Origin of the sequence: Acidovorax sp. Root568, from assembly GCF_001427445.1 — a bacterium.
Lineage (GTDB): Bacteria > Pseudomonadota > Gammaproteobacteria > Burkholderiales > Burkholderiaceae_C > Acidovorax > Acidovorax delafieldii.
The window spans coordinates 245,090-261,454 of the sequence record NZ_LMGP01000016.1; the positions used below are offsets into that span (position 1 = coordinate 245,090).

General features: G+C 65.6%; 13 protein-coding genes and 1 tRNA gene. 12 read left to right on the forward strand and 2 right to left on the reverse strand.

The genetic code is table 11. The features are described 5' to 3' along the window. Positions 1-10 precede the first annotated feature (10 nt). Both ychF and ASD75_RS15710 read right to left on the reverse strand, forming a co-directional pair. Positions 11-1,105 carry a redox-regulated ATPase YchF gene (gene ychF, locus ASD75_RS15705; protein ID WP_056746891.1) on the reverse strand — a complete coding sequence of 365 codons (1,095 nt, stop codon included), beginning with the start codon at positions 1,103-1,105 and terminating at the stop codon, positions 11-13. 85 nt (positions 1,106-1,190) lie between these two features. Next, positions 1,191-2,063, reverse strand: a complete 873-nt coding sequence (locus tag ASD75_RS15710; RefSeq protein ID WP_056746892.1) for an MOSC domain-containing protein — start codon at positions 2,061-2,063, stop codon at positions 1,191-1,193. Positions 2,064-2,155: 92 nt separating this feature from the next. Here ASD75_RS15710 and ASD75_RS15715 point away from each other — a divergent pair, with 92 nt between their 5' ends. The 12 genes from ASD75_RS15715 (at position 2,156) to mdoH (ending at position 16,364) form a co-directional block, all read left to right on the forward strand. Further along, entirely contained in the window at positions 2,156-3,298 is a 1,143-nt protein-coding gene (locus ASD75_RS15715) for an FAD-dependent monooxygenase (protein WP_056746893.1), read from the forward strand. A gap of 29 nt (positions 3,299-3,327) precedes the next feature. Next, entirely contained in the window at positions 3,328-4,056 is a 729-nt protein-coding gene (locus ASD75_RS15720) for a DsbC family protein (protein WP_056746985.1), read from the forward strand. 56 nt (positions 4,057-4,112) lie between these two features. Further along, a complete protein-coding gene (locus ASD75_RS15725) occupies positions 4,113-5,924 on the forward strand; it encodes a M61 family metallopeptidase (RefSeq protein WP_056746894.1) in 1,812 nt (603 codons plus the stop codon). Between the two features lie 73 nt (positions 5,925-5,997). Then, complete coding sequence (locus ASD75_RS15730) at positions 5,998-6,777, forward strand: enoyl-CoA hydratase (RefSeq protein WP_056746895.1); 780 nt, start codon at positions 5,998-6,000, stop codon at positions 6,775-6,777. Positions 6,778-6,802: 25 nt separating this feature from the next. Next, positions 6,803-6,879 (forward strand) — tRNA-Met (locus tag ASD75_RS15735). Positions 6,880-7,047: 168 nt separating this feature from the next. Next, on the forward strand, positions 7,048-7,503 hold the full coding sequence (locus ASD75_RS15740; RefSeq protein WP_056746896.1) for a hypothetical protein: 456 nt from the start codon (positions 7,048-7,050) through the stop codon (positions 7,501-7,503). A gap of 101 nt (positions 7,504-7,604) precedes the next feature. Then, positions 7,605-8,951 carry a tRNA (N6-isopentenyl adenosine(37)-C2)-methylthiotransferase MiaB gene (gene miaB, locus ASD75_RS15745; protein ID WP_056746897.1) on the forward strand — a complete coding sequence of 449 codons (1,347 nt, stop codon included), beginning with the start codon at positions 7,605-7,607 and terminating at the stop codon, positions 8,949-8,951. 47 nt (positions 8,952-8,998) lie between these two features. Then, positions 8,999-10,462 carry an ATP-binding protein gene (locus ASD75_RS15750; protein WP_056746898.1) on the forward strand — a complete coding sequence of 488 codons (1,464 nt, stop codon included), beginning with the start codon at positions 8,999-9,001 and terminating at the stop codon, positions 10,460-10,462. Next, positions 10,452-11,123, forward strand: coding sequence for a hypothetical protein (locus ASD75_RS15755; protein WP_235511642.1), 672 nt, complete (start codon positions 10,452-10,454; stop codon positions 11,121-11,123). The genes ASD75_RS15750 and ASD75_RS15755 overlap by 11 nt, the downstream gene beginning before the upstream one ends. Before the next feature lie 14 nt (positions 11,124-11,137). Further along, a complete protein-coding gene (locus ASD75_RS15760; RefSeq protein WP_056066305.1) occupies positions 11,138-12,550 on the forward strand; it encodes a sigma 54-interacting transcriptional regulator in 1,413 nt (470 codons plus the stop codon). Positions 12,551-12,732: 182 nt separating this feature from the next. After that, positions 12,733-14,304 carry a glucan biosynthesis protein G gene (locus ASD75_RS15765; RefSeq protein ID WP_235511643.1) on the forward strand — a complete coding sequence of 524 codons (1,572 nt, stop codon included), beginning with the start codon at positions 12,733-12,735 and terminating at the stop codon, positions 14,302-14,304. After that, on the forward strand, positions 14,277-16,364 hold the full coding sequence (gene mdoH / locus ASD75_RS15770; protein WP_056746899.1) for a glucans biosynthesis glucosyltransferase MdoH: 2,088 nt from the start codon (positions 14,277-14,279) through the stop codon (positions 16,362-16,364). Before ASD75_RS15765 ends, mdoH begins: the two co-directional genes overlap by 28 nt. The last annotated feature ends 1 nt before the right edge of the window (position 16,365 follow it).

A 16,365-nucleotide genomic window follows, 5' to 3' on the forward strand; every position in this document is an offset into this window, starting at 1 on the left:
TGCAGCAGGGTCACACGTTGAACAGGAAGTTCAGCACGTCACCATCCTTGACCACGTACTCCTTGCCTTCGGCACGCATCTTGCCGGCATCCTTGGCGCCCTGCTCGCCCTTGTAGGCAATGAAGTCCTCGAAGGCAATCGTCTGCGCACGGATGAAGCCGCGCTCGAAGTCGCCGTGGATCACACCAGCAGCCTGGGGCGCGGTGTCGCCAATGTGGATGGTCCAGGCGCGCACCTCCTTCACGCCAGCGGTGAAGTAGGTCTGCAGGCCCAGCAGCTTGAAGGCGCCACGGATCAGGCGCGCCAGGCCCGGCTCGGTCTGGCCCATTTCGGCCAGGAACATGTCGCGGTCTTCGTCGCTCATCTCGGCCATCTCGGCCTCCATCTTGGCGCAGATGGCCACCACGGGCGCATTCTGGCTGGCAGCATAGTCCTTGAGGCGGTCCAGGAACGGGTTGTTCTCGAAGCCGTCTTCACTCACGTTGCCCACGAACATCGCGGGCTTGGCCGTGATCAGGCACAGGGACTTGAGCAGCGGCTGCTCTTCCTTGGTGATTTCGACCGAGCGGGCAGGCTTGCCTTCGTTGAGTGCGGCCTGGATGCGGGTGAGCAGCGCCACCAGCTTGGCGGCATCCTTGTCGTTGCCCGACTTGGCAGCCTTGGTGTATCGGTTCAGGGCTTTCTCGACCGTGCCCAGGTCGGCCAGGCACAGCTCGGTCTGGATCACTTCGATGTCGGAGATCGGGTCCACGCGGCCCGCCACGTGGATCACGTTGTCGTCTTCAAAGCAGCGCACCACGTTGACGATGGCGTCGGTTTCCCGGATGTGCGCCAGAAACTGGTTGCCCAGGCCTTCACCCTGGCTGGCGCCAGCCACCAGGCCGGCAATGTCCACAAACTCGACGATGGCAGGGACGATGCGCTCGGGCGAGATGATCTCGGCCAGTTGCTGGAGGCGGGGGTCGGGCACTTCCACCACGCCGACATTGGGCTCGATGGTGCAGAAGGGATAGTTCTCGGCGGCAATACCAGCCTTGGTCAGCGCGTTGAAAAGGGTGGACTTGCCGACGTTGGGCAGGCCCACGATGCCGCATTGGAGGCTCATGGCAGGGCTTTCTGGTGTTCTGGAGACAAACCGCCGATTTTACGGGCGCGCCCAGTGCCCACTGCTGATGGCCCAAATCAGACGGTCATTCAAACCGCAAATCGGCAGCAATGCGTTGCCCCACACGCAGCCACTGCCCTGCGCCGCTTCGCACGATGGCGTTCATGCCGAACGTGATGGCGCCGTCCAGCCTTTTGTCCTGGCGGTAGGTTCGCAGGGTGTCGCCCACCGACGGATGGCTCTCGCCCGTGGCCGGGTCGATGTCGGGGATGGGGCATCGCGCGCAGGGCTTCACCGGTTGCAGGTGGACGTCGGCGGTGCCATCACCCTCCACATGGATCAGATCCACGCGGTCCTCGTCGTGGGCATCCACCCCCGCCAACACCACGTTGGGCCGGAACCGCTCCATGCCCACCGCGCCCTGGCCGCCGGCCGTGAGCCGTGCGTTGAGATCCTTCAGGGATGCCTCACTGGTCACCAGCAGCGGAAACCCGTCAGCAAACTGGTTGGGAGCCTCCATGCCATCCGTCCACTCCAGGCTGGACAGCCGCCGATGTTCCGGGTCAAACCGCACCAGGCGGCAGGGCTGCCCCAGAAAGTCGCTGAACCACTGGGCCGCCACAGGGCCCATGTCCCACGCAGGCACCGTGTCGCGCCAGACGGTCACCGTGGCTGGTGCCTCCACTGCGTCGATCGCCACATGCAGCGCCAGCATGCCCGGAGCCCGCAGCACCATTTCGTCACTCTTGAGCTGGGGCCGGATCAGCGCCATGCGGGGCAGGCTGCGCTGGGTGAGGAACATGCCCCGTGCGTCCACCACCATCCAGGCGCGGTCCAGATCCAGCCCAGTCTCGGTAAGCAGCGCCTGCTGCACCTCGATGCCCGCACAGGATTTGACGGGATACACAAACAGCCGCGCAATGGTGCCGGACAGATCAGACTCGGAAGGGAAGCTCACGCCAAGTGCTCCTGAAGAAGGGTGCCAGAAAGGCCAGACCGCAATTCTGCCCTGTCATTACAGGGGGTAAGACCCCTCCTACAATGCCTGTCATGGCCCCAACCTTTGATATCTGTATTCGTGGCACCGGCATCGTGGGCCGAACCCTGGCCTTGTTGCTGGCACGGGAACGACTGAGGGTGGCCCTGGTACCAGCCCCGGCTCCACGCAGCGCGGCGGCCACCGATGTACGGGCCTATGCCCTGAATGCAGCGTCCCGTGGCCTGCTCGAATCGCTGCGCAGCTGGCCCGACGCCGAACACGCCACCGCCGTCAAGCACATGCAGGTGCAGGGCGATCAGGATGGCTGCGTGCATTTCGATGCCGCCCCCCAGGGGGTAGAAGCCCTCGCCTGGATCGTGGATGTGCCGGCCTTGGAAGAGCGACTGGCACAGGCTGTGCGGTTTCAGCCATTGGTAGAGGTGGTGGATATCCCGGTGGCTGCGCCCCTGACCGTCGTGTGCGAAGGACGCGCCAGCACCACCCGGTCCGAGTTTGGCGTGCACTTTGACGTGACGCCCTATGCCCAGCACGCCATTGCCACACGGGTGCGCTGCGAACATCCGCATGCACAGGTCGCACGCCAGTGGTTTTTGCCACAAGGCATCCTGGCTTTTTTGCCGCTGGAGGGAGCCCAGGGGAACTCTGTGGCCGTGGTGTGGTCCGTCCCTGAGGAGCGGGTTTCCGCGCTGATGGCGTTGCCGGCCGACGCCTTTGCGCAGGAATTGCAGACGGCGAGCCAGCAGGCGCTCGGCAGCATTGCGCTCATTGCCGAGCGTGCCACTTGGCCGCTGCAGCTGGCCAAGGCAGACCGCTGGTGCGGTGCTGCATCGACCAATGCGACCAATGGCCCAGCTGCGCGCAGCTGGGCACTGGCAGGCGACGCGGCGCACAACGTGCATCCGCTGGCAGGGCAAGGGCTGAACCTGGGCTTGGCCGATGTGGCAGCCTTGGCCGATGTGCTGCGCACCCGCGACTACTGGCGCAGCGTCGCCGACCTGCGGCTGCTGCGGCGCTACGAACGCCAGCGAAAAGCGGCTCTGATAGCGATGGGCCTGGCCACCGACGGGTTGCAGCAACTGTTTGCACGCCCGGAGGCGCCCTGGCAAGCGCTGCGCAACTGGGGCATGAAGGGCTTTGAACACAGCGGCCTGCTGAAGGATTTTGTGGCCCGCCAGGCCATGGGGATGCGCTGAACGCGCGAGTTTGATTGAACGGGAACATGATGAAATTGACCACTGCTTTGCTGACCGTCGCGGCAGCCACTCTGAGCCTGAGCGCCACGGCGCAAGAGGACGTCATCCGCAAGGCATTGGCCGGGCGCATTCCTCAAATGGACAAGATCGACGAAGTGCGCCCCACACCCATGAAGGGCTTGTACGAAGTGCGCATTGGCACCGACCTGTTCTACACCGACGCCAAGGGCGACTATGTGATCCAGGGTGAACTCATCGACTCCAAGGCGCGCCGCAATCTGACCGAAGACCGCATCAGCAAGCTGACAGCCGTCAGCTTCTCGGCCCTGCCTCTCAAAGATGCCGTAACCATTGTGCGCGGCGACGGCAAGCGCAAGGTGGCCGTGTTCGAGGACCCCAACTGCGGCTACTGCAAGCGCTTTGAGCGCGACTTGCAGCAGATCAACAACGTGACGGTATACCTGTTCCTGTACCCCATCCTGAGCCCGGATTCGGCCGAAAAGTCGCGCAACATCTGGTGTTCCAAGGACCAGGCCACGGCGTGGCAAGACCAGATGGTGCGGGACAAGCCCGCACCGGCGGCTAGCTGTGACACCAGCGCGCTGCAGCGCAACCTGGCCTTTGGCAAGAAGTACAAGATCACCGGCACCCCCACCTTGATTTTTGCCAACGGCACGCGTGTGCCAGGTGCGATCGGCGCCCAGGAGGTCGAAAAGCGTCTGGCCGAGGCCGCCAGCGACGCACCCTCCGCCAATTAATAGCCGCTGAAAGCCCCCGACCGACGACTCCGCGCGGCCCTTGCGCGGCACATGCCATGCCCCTCTCCCGCTCAGCCTCCGTCGCAGACATTCACTACCGTGTCGAACCCACAGACCTGCACGCACATCTGTTCACCGTGACGCTGACGGTGCAGCGGCCAGCGGCATCGCAAGAGCTGTCTCTGCCGGTCTGGATTCCAGGCAGCTACCTGGTGCGGGAGTTCTCCAAGAATCTGCAGGTTCTGGCGGCTCGGCAAGGCCAACGTGCTTTGCAACCGGCCCAGCTGGACAAGCACCGCTGGCAAGTGCAATGCACGGAGCGCAAGCCCCTGGTGCTGACCTATCAGGTGTGCGCCTACGACAGCTCCGTACGCACCGCCTGGCTGGACACCTCGCGCGGTTTTTTCAACGGCACCAGTCTGTGCCTCCGCGTGCATGACCAGGAGAAACAGCCCCACACACTGGAACTGGCACGCACGGCGGCCACGGCGACCTGGGCTGCTGCCACCGGTCTACGGCCCCTGGATGCCGACAAACAAGGGTTTGGTCTGTACGCGGCGGCCGACTACGATGAACTGGTCGATTGCCCGGTGGAATTGGGTAACTTCTGGGTGGGGCGCTTCAAGGCCTGCGGCATTGCCCACCAGTTTGTGGTGGCAGGTGCGGCTCCGTCGTTCGATGGCAAGCGCCTGCTGGCCGACACGCAGAAAATTTGTGAAACCGCCATCCGTTTCTGGCACCGCGAAGGCAAGGCGCCGTTCAAAAGCTACGTCTTCATGCTCAACGCCGTAGGCGATGGTTATGGGGGACTGGAACACCGCAACTCCACGGCGCTGATCTGCGGGCGGCGTGATCTGCCCCGCCAGGGCGATGTGCGAGCCAGTGAGGGCTACACCACGCTGCTAGGCCTCATCAGCCACGAATACTTTCACACCTGGAACGTCAAACGCCTGCGGCCTGCCGAGTTCACCCGCTACGACTATGCGCAAGAGAACTACACCGAGCTGCTGTGGTTCTTCGAGGGCTTCACGAGCTACTACGACGACCTGCTGCTGCGCCGCGCCGGGCTGCTGGACGACGCAACCTACCTCAAGCTCATCACCAAAACCATCAACCAGGTGCTGCAAACTCCCGGCCGGTCGGTACAAACCGTGGCCCAGGCCAGTTTTGACGCGTGGGTGAAGTATTACCGACAGGACGAGAACACACCCAACACCACCGTCAGCTACTACACCAAGGGCTCTCTGGTGGCCCTGTGCCTTGACCTGGCCCTGCGGCGCGAGGGCAAAGCCACGCTGGACGACGTGATGCGCGCACTGTGGGTGCGCTGCGCGGGCGGCCCGATGACCGAAGCAGATCTGCGCGCCGTGCTCCACGACCTGGTCGGCCGCCCATTCGACAAGGAACTGGCGCACTGGGTGCACAGCACAGCCGATCTACCCCTGGAGGAGCTGCTGGCCGCCCACGGCGTGGCGCTCAAGGCCGACCGGCCGCAGCTGGCCCAGCGCCTGGGCCTGCGTGTGGCCGAGAACCACAGTGTGCAGATCAAGACCGTGCTGCGTGGCGGAGCCGCAGAGAAGGCAGGAATGTCTGCAGGCGACGAGTGGCTGGGCGTGGAAGTGCAGGGCCAGGGCTGGCGCATCAGCAAGCTCGACGACGTCACTTTCTACGCGGGCAACCACACCGCCCTGCAGGCACTGGTGGCCCGCGACGGGCGACTCCTGCGCCTATCCTTGGAGATACCACCGCTCCAGGCAGCTGGAGCCCCTGCCAAGGGCCGGCGCAACGCGACCGCCACAGCCATGGCGCCAGACACCATCAGCCTGACGGTGACAGACGCCGCTGCAGTGGGACGCTGGCTGGCCTGACGGCAGCAAAGCCCTACTGCCTTGGGTATATTGCTGCAGCTTTCATAACCAACCATAACCCCCAGGAGATTTCATGGCTTACGAAACCATCGAGGTGCGCATTGAAGCGGACAAGGTCGGCATCATCACCCTCAACCGGCCCAAACAGCTTAACGCGCTGAACGACCAACTCATGAATGAACTGGGCGCTGCCCTCAAGGCGTTCGACGCTGACGAGAAAATCGGCTGCATGATCGTCACCGGCAGCGAGAAGGCTTTTGCGGCGGGCGCGGACATTGGCGCCATGGCCAAATACAGCTTCGCTGACACCTACAAGGGCGACTACATCACCCGCAACTGGGAGACCATCCGCTCCATTCGCAAGCCTGTCATTGCCGCCGTCAGCGGCTTTGCATTGGGCGGCGGCTGCGAACTGGCCATGATGTGCGACTTCATGATCGCCGCGGACAATGCCAAGTTCGGTCAGCCCGAGATCAAGCTGGGCGTGATCCCTGGTGCCGGTGGCACGCAGCGCCTGCCCCGCGCCGTGGGCAAGTCCAAGGCCATGGACATGGCATTGACAGGCCGCATGATGGATGCGACCGAAGCCGAGCGCGCCGGGCTGGTCAGCCGCGTGGTGGCTTACGACAAGCTCATGGACGAAGCGCTGGGCGCCGCCATCATGATTGCCGGCTTCTCGCAGATCGCCGTCATGGCAGCCAAGGAATCGGTCAACCGCGCCTTCGAGGGCACGCTCGCCGATGGCGTGATGTTTGAGCGCCGCCTGTTCCACGCGCTGTTTGCCACGCAAGACCAAAAGGAAGGCATGGACGCGTTCATGAACAAACGCGCCGCCAACTTCACACACCAATAATTTTTGTTCTATAATTCTGGTTTCCGGTCGTATAGCTCAGTTGGTTAGAGCGCAGCATTCATAATGCTGATGTCGGTGGTTCAAGTCCACCTACGACCACCAAATACAAAAACCCACAGTGCGGCAACCCACTGTGGGTTTTTTCTTTCAGGCGAGCCGCAGAACCTGTTCCTGTGTCCATCGAAGCACAGAGCCGCTTGACTTGTCAGAGGGATATGCCACGCTGGCAACCCCTTCTAAAATTGTGCCTTCAGCCCCTGGATGTAAACCATGAACCGCTGCACCACACCCTCTTCCAGCCGCTACCCCGCCCAGCGGGGGCCCCGCTTTTTCCATGCCGCATGGATGGCCGTGGTGACCTGTGCGGCCCTCTGCGCCGTGGCACCGGCCTCAGCTCAAGTCCAGCCAGGCCTGGGCCTCTCACGCCCGTTCCCCGAAGCCGCACTGCGGGGCACGCTGAGCATCAACACCGCATCCGAAGCCACACTCAATGGAAAGACCATCCGCATGGCCCCCGGCATGCGGCTGTTCAGCCCCCAGAACACCTTGGTCATGGCACACACGGTGCTGGGCCAGACCTTCAAGGTCAACTACGTGCTGGAGAACAGCACCGGCATGCTGCATTCCGCATGGATCCTGACCGAAAGCGAGGCCGCACAGCCCCGCAAGGGCAGCGACGCCATCGTCACCAACATCACGACCGGCTCGGGCGCCACCCTGAAGTAACTCCTTTCCGGTGCGGCCGCACAGCCACCGCGCCGTTGTGACATTCACAGTCTCCGCACCACGCCGGGTGCGGTGTTTGCTTGCTCTTTTGCGAAATTGCCATGGCCAAAAAAGTCTTTATCAAAACCTTCGGCTGCCAGATGAACGAGTACGACTCGGACAAGATGGCCGACGTGCTGAACGCCGCCCAAGGCTACGAGCCCACGCAGAACGTGGACGAAGCCGACCTCATCCTCTTCAACACCTGCTCGGTGCGTGAGAAGGCGCAAGAAAAGGTTTTCAGCGACCTGGGCCGCATCAAGCACCTGAAGGCACGCGGCGTGAAGATTGGTGTGGGCGGGTGCGTGGCCAGCCAGGAGGGCGCCGAGATCATCAAGCGCGCGCCCTACGTGGACGTGGTGTTCGGCCCCCAGACCCTGCACCGCCTGCCCGAGATGCTCAACCAGCGTGAACGGCTGGACAAGCCCCAGGTGGACATCAGCTTTCCCGAAATCGAGAAGTTCGACCACCTGCCGCCCGCGCGTGTGGAAGGCGCGTCGGCCTTTGTGTCGATCATGGAAGGCTGCAGCAAATATTGCAGCTACTGCGTGGTGCCCTACACCCGTGGCGAAGAGGTGAGCCGCCCATTCGACGACGTGCTGGTCGAAGTGGCGGGCCTGGCCGACCAGGGCGTGAAGGAAATCACCCTGCTGGGCCAGAACGTGAATGCCTACCTGGGCAAGATGGGTGGCACGGCAGAGATTGCCGACTTTGCGCTGCTGCTCGAATACGTGTCGGACATCCCTGGCATTGAGCGCATCCGCTACACCACCAGCCACCCCAACGAATTCACGCCCCGACTGATCGAGGCCTATGCCAAGCTGCCCAAGCTGGCCAGCCACCTGCACCTGCCCGTGCAGCACGGCAGCGACCGCATCCTGATGGCCATGAAGCGCGGCTACACCGCCATGGAATACAAGAGCACGGTGCGCAAGCTGCGCGCCATCCGCCCCGACCTGGCCATGAGCAGCGACTTCATCGTAGGCTTCCCCGGCGAAACGGAAGACGACTTCAACAAGATGATGAAGCTCATCGACGATATCCACTTTGACAACAGCTTCAGCTTCATCTTCAGCCCCCGCCCCGGCACGCCCGCTGCAGGCTTGCACGACGACACGCCGCACGACGTGAAGCTGCGCCGCCTGCAGCACCTGCAGGGCGTTATCAACGCCAACATCAAGTCCATCAGCGAAAGCCGCGTGGGTACGGTGCAGCGCATTCTGGTGGAGGGCGCCTCCAAGCGCGATGCGGGCGAACTGATGGGCCGCACCGAATGCAATCGGGTGGTCAACTTTGCCGGGCAGCCCCGCCTGGTGGGGCAGATGGTGGATGTGACCATTACCGAAGCCAAGGCCTACACCCTGCGGGGCGAGGTGCTGACGCACGAAACCGCCGCACTGGCCGGCTGACGCGCGCGTACCGACGCCCCGCACGCCCCGCGCCCTTTTTGGCTGCAATGCCCACCCCCAGCATACCGCCCACGGCACCGCCACCCGCCGAAGGCCTGTTGCATGGCCTCTCCTTCCAGCAACTGTTGCTGCTGGCGTTCGTGCTGATTGCTGGCTTGCTGGGGGTCAGCTCGCTGCGGGCTTTGCACACGCTGGAGCAGCTCATGGTGCTCAGCCGCCACGGCACGGCCGAGGCCACTGCGCTGACAACGGCCGCGCAAGGCCTGAACCAGCGCGGCCAGGCCCTGGAGCGCGCGGCACGGCAGTCCCTGGTGCTGCGGGATGCGCCCCTGCGCCGCAGCTTCGACGACATGGCGGTCGAGGCCCTCACCGTGCTCGACCATTTACAAGCCGCAGGCTTGCCCGCCGCGCAGACCCAGGCGTGGCGCACCCACCTCGATGCCGTCAAAGCCCTGCTGGACGCCCCGCCGGACCGCGCGCTGGACAACGAACGCCTGGTGGCTGAAGAGTTTGTGGCCCTGGAGACCTTGCACGGCACCATGGTGCAGACGGTGCAGGACCTCAACACCCAACGCAATAACGCGCTGCAGGACGAGGTGGAGGAAAGCCGCCGCAGCGTGACGCACCAGGTGGTGGGCGCGATTGTGCTGGCGCTGGTGCTGGCGTTGTCGCTGGGCATCTGGCTCGCGCGGCCGTTCAAGCGGCTGGAGGGTGCGATCCGGCAGTTGGGCGAAAACCAGCTGGACGAGCCGGTGCTGATCTCCGGCCCGGACGACGTCCGCCGGCTGGGGCAGCAACTGGAGTGGCTGCGGCTGCGACTGCTGGAGCTGGATGCCGACAAGGCGCGGTTCTTGCGCCATGTCTCCCACGAACTCAAGACCCCTCTGGCCGCGCTGCGCGAGGGCGTGGCGCTGCTGCAGGACGGCGTGACGGGCGAACTCACCGCTGGCCAGCGCGAGGTCGCGCAGATCCTGCACCACAACACGCTGCAGCTGCAGGGCGAGATCGAGGCCCTGCTGCGCTTCAACGCCGCCGCCTTCGAGGCACGGCAACTGCAGCGGCGCGACACCGATCTGCTGGCCCTGCTGGAGGCCCAGGTCGAGGCACAGCGGCTGCAGTGGCAGGCCAAGGGCCTGACCGTGCGGATAGAGGGGTCGCCCGTGCGCATGCCCGTCGACGCCGACAAGATCACCTCCGCCGTCAGTAATCTGCTGTCCAACGCCATCCGCTTTTCACCTCCCCAGGGCACGGTCCGGCTGGTGCTCTCGCAACCTACCGGCCAAGTGCGCCTGGATGTCTTTGACCAGGGGCCCGGCGTGGACCGGGTGGACCGCGACCGCGTGTTTGAACCCTTTTACCGGGGTGTTCGCCAACCGGACGATGCCGTGCGCGGCACCGGCATCGGGTTGTCCATCGTGCAGGAATATGTGCAGGCCCATGGCGGCAGCGTGCGCCTGGTGGACGAAGGCGCACACTCCTTCTTTCGCATCGAACTTCCCCATGCCGCATAGCACTCCCCTCCTGTCCTCCCACGCGCTGCGATGGCCGCTGCTTGCCCTGGGCACCGTGCTGGCAGGCTGCGCCACCACCGCGCCCCCACCTGCCCCCTCCAAGCCGCCCCCGGTGGCCATGATCATTGCCGTGCCTGTAGCCCCGGCGATCGAAGTCGGCGCCACCGAAGCACGCGGTACGGAGACCGATAGCAACGCCCCCATTGCCCTGCTACTGGCCCAGACAGACCGTGTGCTCAAGCTGCCCCCGGCCGAACTCGCCAGGGAAATTGCCCGACTGAGCGAAGCGGAGGACGCCACGGCCGACACGCCGTTGCTATTGGCCACGGCCCTGGCACAAACGCGCCAGGCCGTGGACACCGCCCGTGCGCTGGGCCTGGTGCAGCGCGTGCTGGGCAACACCGGCGCCGCAGCGCAACCCTTGCACCCGCTGGCCCGGCTGCTGGAGGCACGGCTGCTGCAACAACGCCGGCTGGAGGATCAGCTCGACCGCCAGGCCCAGCAGCTGCGCGACAGCCAACGCCGCAATGACCAGCTCAGCGAACGCCTGGAGGCCGTGCGCGCCATCGAGCGCAGCCTGAGCACGCGCCCAGCACCGCCACCCTCCGCCCCCGCCGCGCCTGCAGCGAGTAATGGCGCGGCGCCACGGCCCGCCCCCTGACCGACCTACCCGCCATGCCCTCTTCCGCCCCCACCCGCGCCGCCCCACCCGCCCGCATCCTGGTGGTGGACGACGACGCCGACATGCTGCGGCTGCTGTCGCTGCGCCTGAAAGCCGCCGGGCACGACGTGGTGGCCGTGGGCTCGGCCGAAGCGGCACTGGCGCAGCTGGACATTGCCCGCCCGCAGCTCGTGCTGAGCGATGTGCGCCTGCCGGGGCGCGACGGCCTGGCCCTGTTTGACGAAGTGCGCGCCCGCCACCCCTCACTGCCCGTGATCCTGCTGACCGCACACGGCACCATTCCCGATGCGGTGGAGGCCACGTCGCGCGGGGTGTTCACCTACCTCACCAAGCCCTACGACGGCAAGGAGCTGCTGGAGAAGATTGCGCAGGCGCTGGCGCTCAGCGCCCCTGCTGTTGCGCAGCCGCATGCTGACGAGGACTGGCGGGCCGAGATCGTGAGCCGGTCGCACCGCATGACGGACCTGCTGTCCGAGGCATACATGGTCGCTCAGTCCGACGCCAGCGTGCTGCTGCGCGGCGACAGCGGCTCGGGCAAAGAACTGCTGGCGCGCGCCATCCACCGTGCCAGCCCGCGCGCGGCCCGCCCGTTTGTGGCCGTCAACTGTGGCGCCATCCCCGAGGCGCTGCTGGAGTCCGAGCTGTTCGGCCACGTCAAAGGCGCCTTCACCGATGCGGTGAGCAACCACAAGGGGCTTTTCCAGGCCGCAGACGGCGGCACCCTGCTGCTGGACGAGATTGGCGACATGCCCCCGGCCCTGCAGGTCAAGCTGCTGCGGGTGCTGCAGGAGCGCGCCGTGCGCCCCGTGGGTGCCAGCCAGGCCACGCCCATCGACGTGCGCATCATCTCGGCAACGCACCGGGACCTGGAGGCCGCCATGGCCAGCGCGCAGTTCCGCGAGGACCTGTATTACCGGCTGAACGTGGTGTCGCTGGTGCTGCCCACCCTGGCCGAGCGGCGCGAAGACATTGCGCTGCTGGCCAACCACTTTCTGGACCGGCTGTCCCGCAAATACGACAAGCGCCTGTCCGGCTTTGCGCCTGAGGCGCTCAAGGCACTGACCACCGCCGCCTGGCCAGGCAACGTGCGCCAGCTCTACAACGTGGTCGAGCAGGTGTGCGCCCTGTCCACCACCCCCCTGGTGCCGCTGACACTGGTGCAGCGCGCGCTGCGCACCCCGTCCACCCAGGTGCTGAGCTTTGCAGAGGCCCGCCAGCGTTTCGAGCGCGAGTACCTGGTGGGACTGCTCAAGATGACCGACGGCAATGTGGCCGATGCAGCGCGGCTGGCGCAACGCAACCGCACCGAGTTTTACCGCCTGCTGCAAAAGCACGCGCTGACGCCTGGACAGTTCAAGCAGGATGCAGGCGATGCGGACGATGTCGTGGATGAGCGACACGAGTAAGTCATTGATTTACATGGTGTTTTAATCAAAGCACCCACCCCTTGTCGCCATCCGGCGACAAAAAGCGGGGGCCGAGTGGCGCTTACAGGCCATTGCACAACTGCTTACACGCAGAGCCCTCTCCAAACCATTGATTTCAAAGCGTTTTTTGCAGCTGGCACAGGGTTTGCCCTATGCCTGCCATGCACGCAGTTTTTCCCTCCTTTTTTCGCCAGATCGGCAGGCGCGCAGGGCCCGCAATAGCCCTGGCCACCGCCCTGCTGGCCGGGGGCGCGCACGCACAGGGCTTTGACTTCGAGAGCGTGACCCGCCTCGCCCGCGACCGCGCCAGCCAACCCTACCGACCAGTGAGCGACAAGCTCCCGGCCGACCTCGCACAGCTCAACTACGACCAGGTGCGCGACATCCGCTGGCGCCCCGATCGCGCCCTGTGGCGAGCCGACAAGCTGCCCTACGAGGCCATGTTCTTCCATCTGGGGCTGTACCAGAAAGAGCCGGTGCTGATCAACGAAGTGACGCCGCAGGGCGTGCGCCACATCCCCTACAGCCGCGCGGACTTTGACTACGGCAAGAACCAGTTGCGGCCCGAGGCCTGGGGCGACCTGGGCTTTGCAGGCTTTCGGCTGCACAACCACCTGAACTCCAGTGCCTACAAGGACGAGCTGGTGGTCTTTCAGGGCGCCAGCTACTTCCGCGCTCTGGGCAAGGGCCAGCAGTACGGCCTGTCGGCGCGCGGGCTGGCCATCGACACCGTGGGCGGCCGGGGCGAGGAGTTCCCCCGCTTCACCGAGTTCTGGCTGGTGCGGCCCGATCCGCTGTCCACCCAGGTCACGGTGTACGCACTGCTCGACTCGCCACGCGCCACGGGCGCCTACCGCTTTGACATCCAGCCCGGCGCGCAGACCACCACCACCGTGCGCAGCCGCATTTTTGTGCGTGCCGCCTCCGGCAACCCATCCATCGCCACGCTGGGCGTTGCGCCGCTGACCAGCATGTTCTTCTTCGGCGAGAACCAGCCACGCAAGGAAGACTTCCGCCCCGAAGTGCATGACTCCGACGGACTCATGGTGGCTACGGGCGAAGGCGAATGGCTGTGGCGCCCGCTGCAGAACCCCCGGCAAACGCTGGTCACCTCGTTCGCCACCAGGAACCCCAAGGGCTTTGGACTGATGCAGCGCGACCGCCAGTGGACCAGCTACGAGGACGTGGAAGCCCGCTACGAGCGCCGCCCGAGCGCCTGGGTCCGTCCCCTGCACGACTGGGGCGCGGGCCGCGTGGAGCTGGTGCAGCTGAACACCCCCGACGAGACGCACGACAACATCGTGGCGTACTGGGTGCCCGCCCAGATGCCAGCCCCCGGCCAGCCGCTGGAATTTTCCTATGAGCTGAGCTGGCAGGGCGATGAGCAGCAGCGCCCACCCAGCGCCTGGGCCACGCAGTCGCGCCGCGGCATGGGCTACACCAAGTTGTCGGCCCAGGAACTGCGCCAGCAGGTGCAGTACGTGGTCGATTTCGAGGGCCCCGCCCTCAAGGCCCTGCCTGCCGAAGCCACTGTGAAGGCCGTAGTGACCAGCGATGCCAACGGCAAGGTGCTGGAAAACATTGCCTACCGCAACCCCGCCACCGGCGGGTGGCGCATGACCGTTCGCATCCAGCGCCTGCAGGCCGACCGGCCGGTAGAGCTGCGCGCTTTTCTCCAACACGACAACCACGCTGTGAGTGAAACATGGACGCACATCAGTCTTCCCGAGTAAGCCCTCATGACCCCCACGGCACCCACGCATCCACAGGTCCGGCCGTGGTCGCGCGACGCGGTGTGGCCTACCCCCGGCCAACCCCCAGCCGACGCAGCACGTTGCGCGAAGAGCGTCACCCCAATGCAGTGACGGCACCGCCTCTGCACCGCGGCTCCATGGTGCCCCTGCCCTGGCGCGGCTTCTGGAACAGCGTAGGCACCGCCGTGCTGCTGCGCCTGACAGGCCGTACGTCTCCGCAACCCGCATTGACTACGGTGACACAAGCTCCCGCTGAATCCACCGCCGCTTGGCAAGGCGCAGCGCAGCGCCGCCGCTGGACGTTTGCGCTGCTCACCGTGCTGACCACCGCACTGGCCAGCACCCTGTTTGCCAGCGTGCAGCCCGACTATGAAAACGCGTGGCTGGGCTACGGCCAGATTGCGTTGTTTGCGCTGCTGTCCGCCTGGGTGGTGACCGGCTTTTTGACCGGGCTCATGGGCTTTTGGGTGATGTTGCGCGGCGACCGGCATGCGTTGTCGGCACGCAGCGTGGTAGATCACACGCTGGCTTCCGACGCCCGCACTGCCATCATCATGCCGATCTGCAACGAAGACGTGGCCACCGTGTTTGCCGGGCTGCGCGCCACCTGCGAGTCGGTGGCCGCCACCGGCCACGGCACCACGTTCGATGTGTTTGTGCTCTCCGACAGCAACGACCCCGCCATTGCCCGCGCCGAGCGCGCCGCCTGGGAAGAGCTGCGCAGCGCCCTGGCGCAGCACAGCCAGCAACCCCAGGTGCAGGTGTACTACCGCCTGCGCACACGCCGCACCCACCGCAAGGCGGGCAACGTGGCCGACTTCTGCCGCCGCTGGGGCAAGGACTACCGCTACATGGTGGTGCTGGACGCCGACAGCGTGATGAGCGGCGACTGCATCGTCTCCATGGCCAAGCTGATGGAAGCCAACCCCACGGCCGGCATCATCCAGACCGCTACGCAGGCCATCGGCCATGTGACGCTGCACGCCCGCGCGCAGCAGTTTGCCTCGCGCGTCACGGGTCGCCTGTTCACATTGGGCATGCAGTACTGGCAGTTGGGCGAATCGCACTACTGGGGCCACAACGCCATCATCCGCGTGGCGCCGTTCATGCAGCACTGCGCGCTAGCGCCCATCCCCGGCAAGGGGGGCCTGGCTGGCGGCATCATGTCGCACGACTTTGTGGAAGCCGCCCTCATGCGCCGCGCGGGCTACCACGTGTGGCTGGTGGGCGACCTGATCGGTAGCTATGAGCAACAGCCGCCTGACCTGCTGGCCGAGCTGCAGCGCGACCGCCGCTGGTGCCAGGGCAACCTGCAGAACGCGCGCCTGATGGCCGAGCCCGGCATCCACGCGGTGCACCGGTCCATGTTCGTCACCGGTGCCATGGCCTATCTGTCGGCGCCGCTGTGGCTGGCCTTCATGACTCTCGGTACGGCGCTGTGGCTGTCGGGCGCCAAGCTGGTAGCGGACTGGCACATCCTGCCCGCCGAGCTGCTCGCCCTGTGGGTCTGGACCTTGTGCCTGCTGTTCTTGCCGCGCATCCTGGGCGTGGCCGCAGTGTTCATGCGCCGCGAGCAAAAGCAGTACGGCGGCGCTTTCAGCCTGCTCAAGAGCGCCGTGCTGGAGAGCGTGATGGCCATCCTGCAGGCGCCGGTGCGCATGCTGGCGCATTCGTTGTTTGTGCTGATCGCGTTGACCGGCCTGAAGCTGGAGTGGAAGTCGCCCCCGCGCGAAGCCCATGCCGTGCCCTGGCGCCACGCCGTGCGCCAGCTCGCTCCCATGAGCGCGGTGATCGCCCTGCTGGCTGCGGGCGTGGCGCTGATCGACAGCAGCGCGCTGTTGTGGCTGATGCCCGTGGGCCTGCCGCTGGCGCTGGCGATTCCGCTGGCGGTGTGGACAAGCCAGATCGCACTGGGCCGGGCGCTGCGTGCGCAGCGACTGCTGCTGATTCCCGAGGAGTCGTGGTCCCCTCCAGTACTGCGCCGTGCCTGGTTGCACGCCAGCCGGCTGGCACGGCCCGTGGCATTGCAAGCAGCCTGAG

Coding starts and splice junctions, on each gene's coding strand:
- ASD75_RS15715 (WP_056746893.1), top strand. CDS start 2,156: ATGGCCCCAACCTTTGATATCTGTATTCGTGGCACCGGCATCGTGGGC.
- ASD75_RS15740 (WP_056746896.1), top strand. CDS start 7,048: ATGAACCGCTGCACCACACCCTCTTCCAGCCGCTACCCCGCCCAGCGG.
- ASD75_RS15765 (WP_235511643.1), top strand. CDS start 12,733: ATGCACGCAGTTTTTCCCTCCTTTTTTCGCCAGATCGGCAGGCGCGCA.
- ASD75_RS15730 (WP_056746895.1), top strand. CDS start 5,998: ATGGCTTACGAAACCATCGAGGTGCGCATTGAAGCGGACAAGGTCGGC.
- mdoH (WP_056746899.1), top strand. CDS start 14,277: ATGGACGCACATCAGTCTTCCCGAGTAAGCCCTCATGACCCCCACGGC.
- ASD75_RS15720 (WP_056746985.1), top strand. CDS start 3,328: ATGAAATTGACCACTGCTTTGCTGACCGTCGCGGCAGCCACTCTGAGC.
- miaB (WP_056746897.1), top strand. CDS start 7,605: ATGGCCAAAAAAGTCTTTATCAAAACCTTCGGCTGCCAGATGAACGAG.
- ASD75_RS15755 (WP_235511642.1), top strand. CDS start 10,452: ATGCCGCATAGCACTCCCCTCCTGTCCTCCCACGCGCTGCGATGGCCG.
- ychF (WP_056746891.1), bottom strand. CDS start 1,105: ATGAGCCTCCAATGCGGCATCGTGGGCCTGCCCAACGTCGGCAAGTCC.
- ASD75_RS15725 (WP_056746894.1), top strand. CDS start 4,113: ATGCCCCTCTCCCGCTCAGCCTCCGTCGCAGACATTCACTACCGTGTC.
- ASD75_RS15760 (WP_056066305.1), top strand. CDS start 11,138: ATGCCCTCTTCCGCCCCCACCCGCGCCGCCCCACCCGCCCGCATCCTG.
- ASD75_RS15750 (WP_056746898.1), top strand. CDS start 8,999: ATGCCCACCCCCAGCATACCGCCCACGGCACCGCCACCCGCCGAAGGC.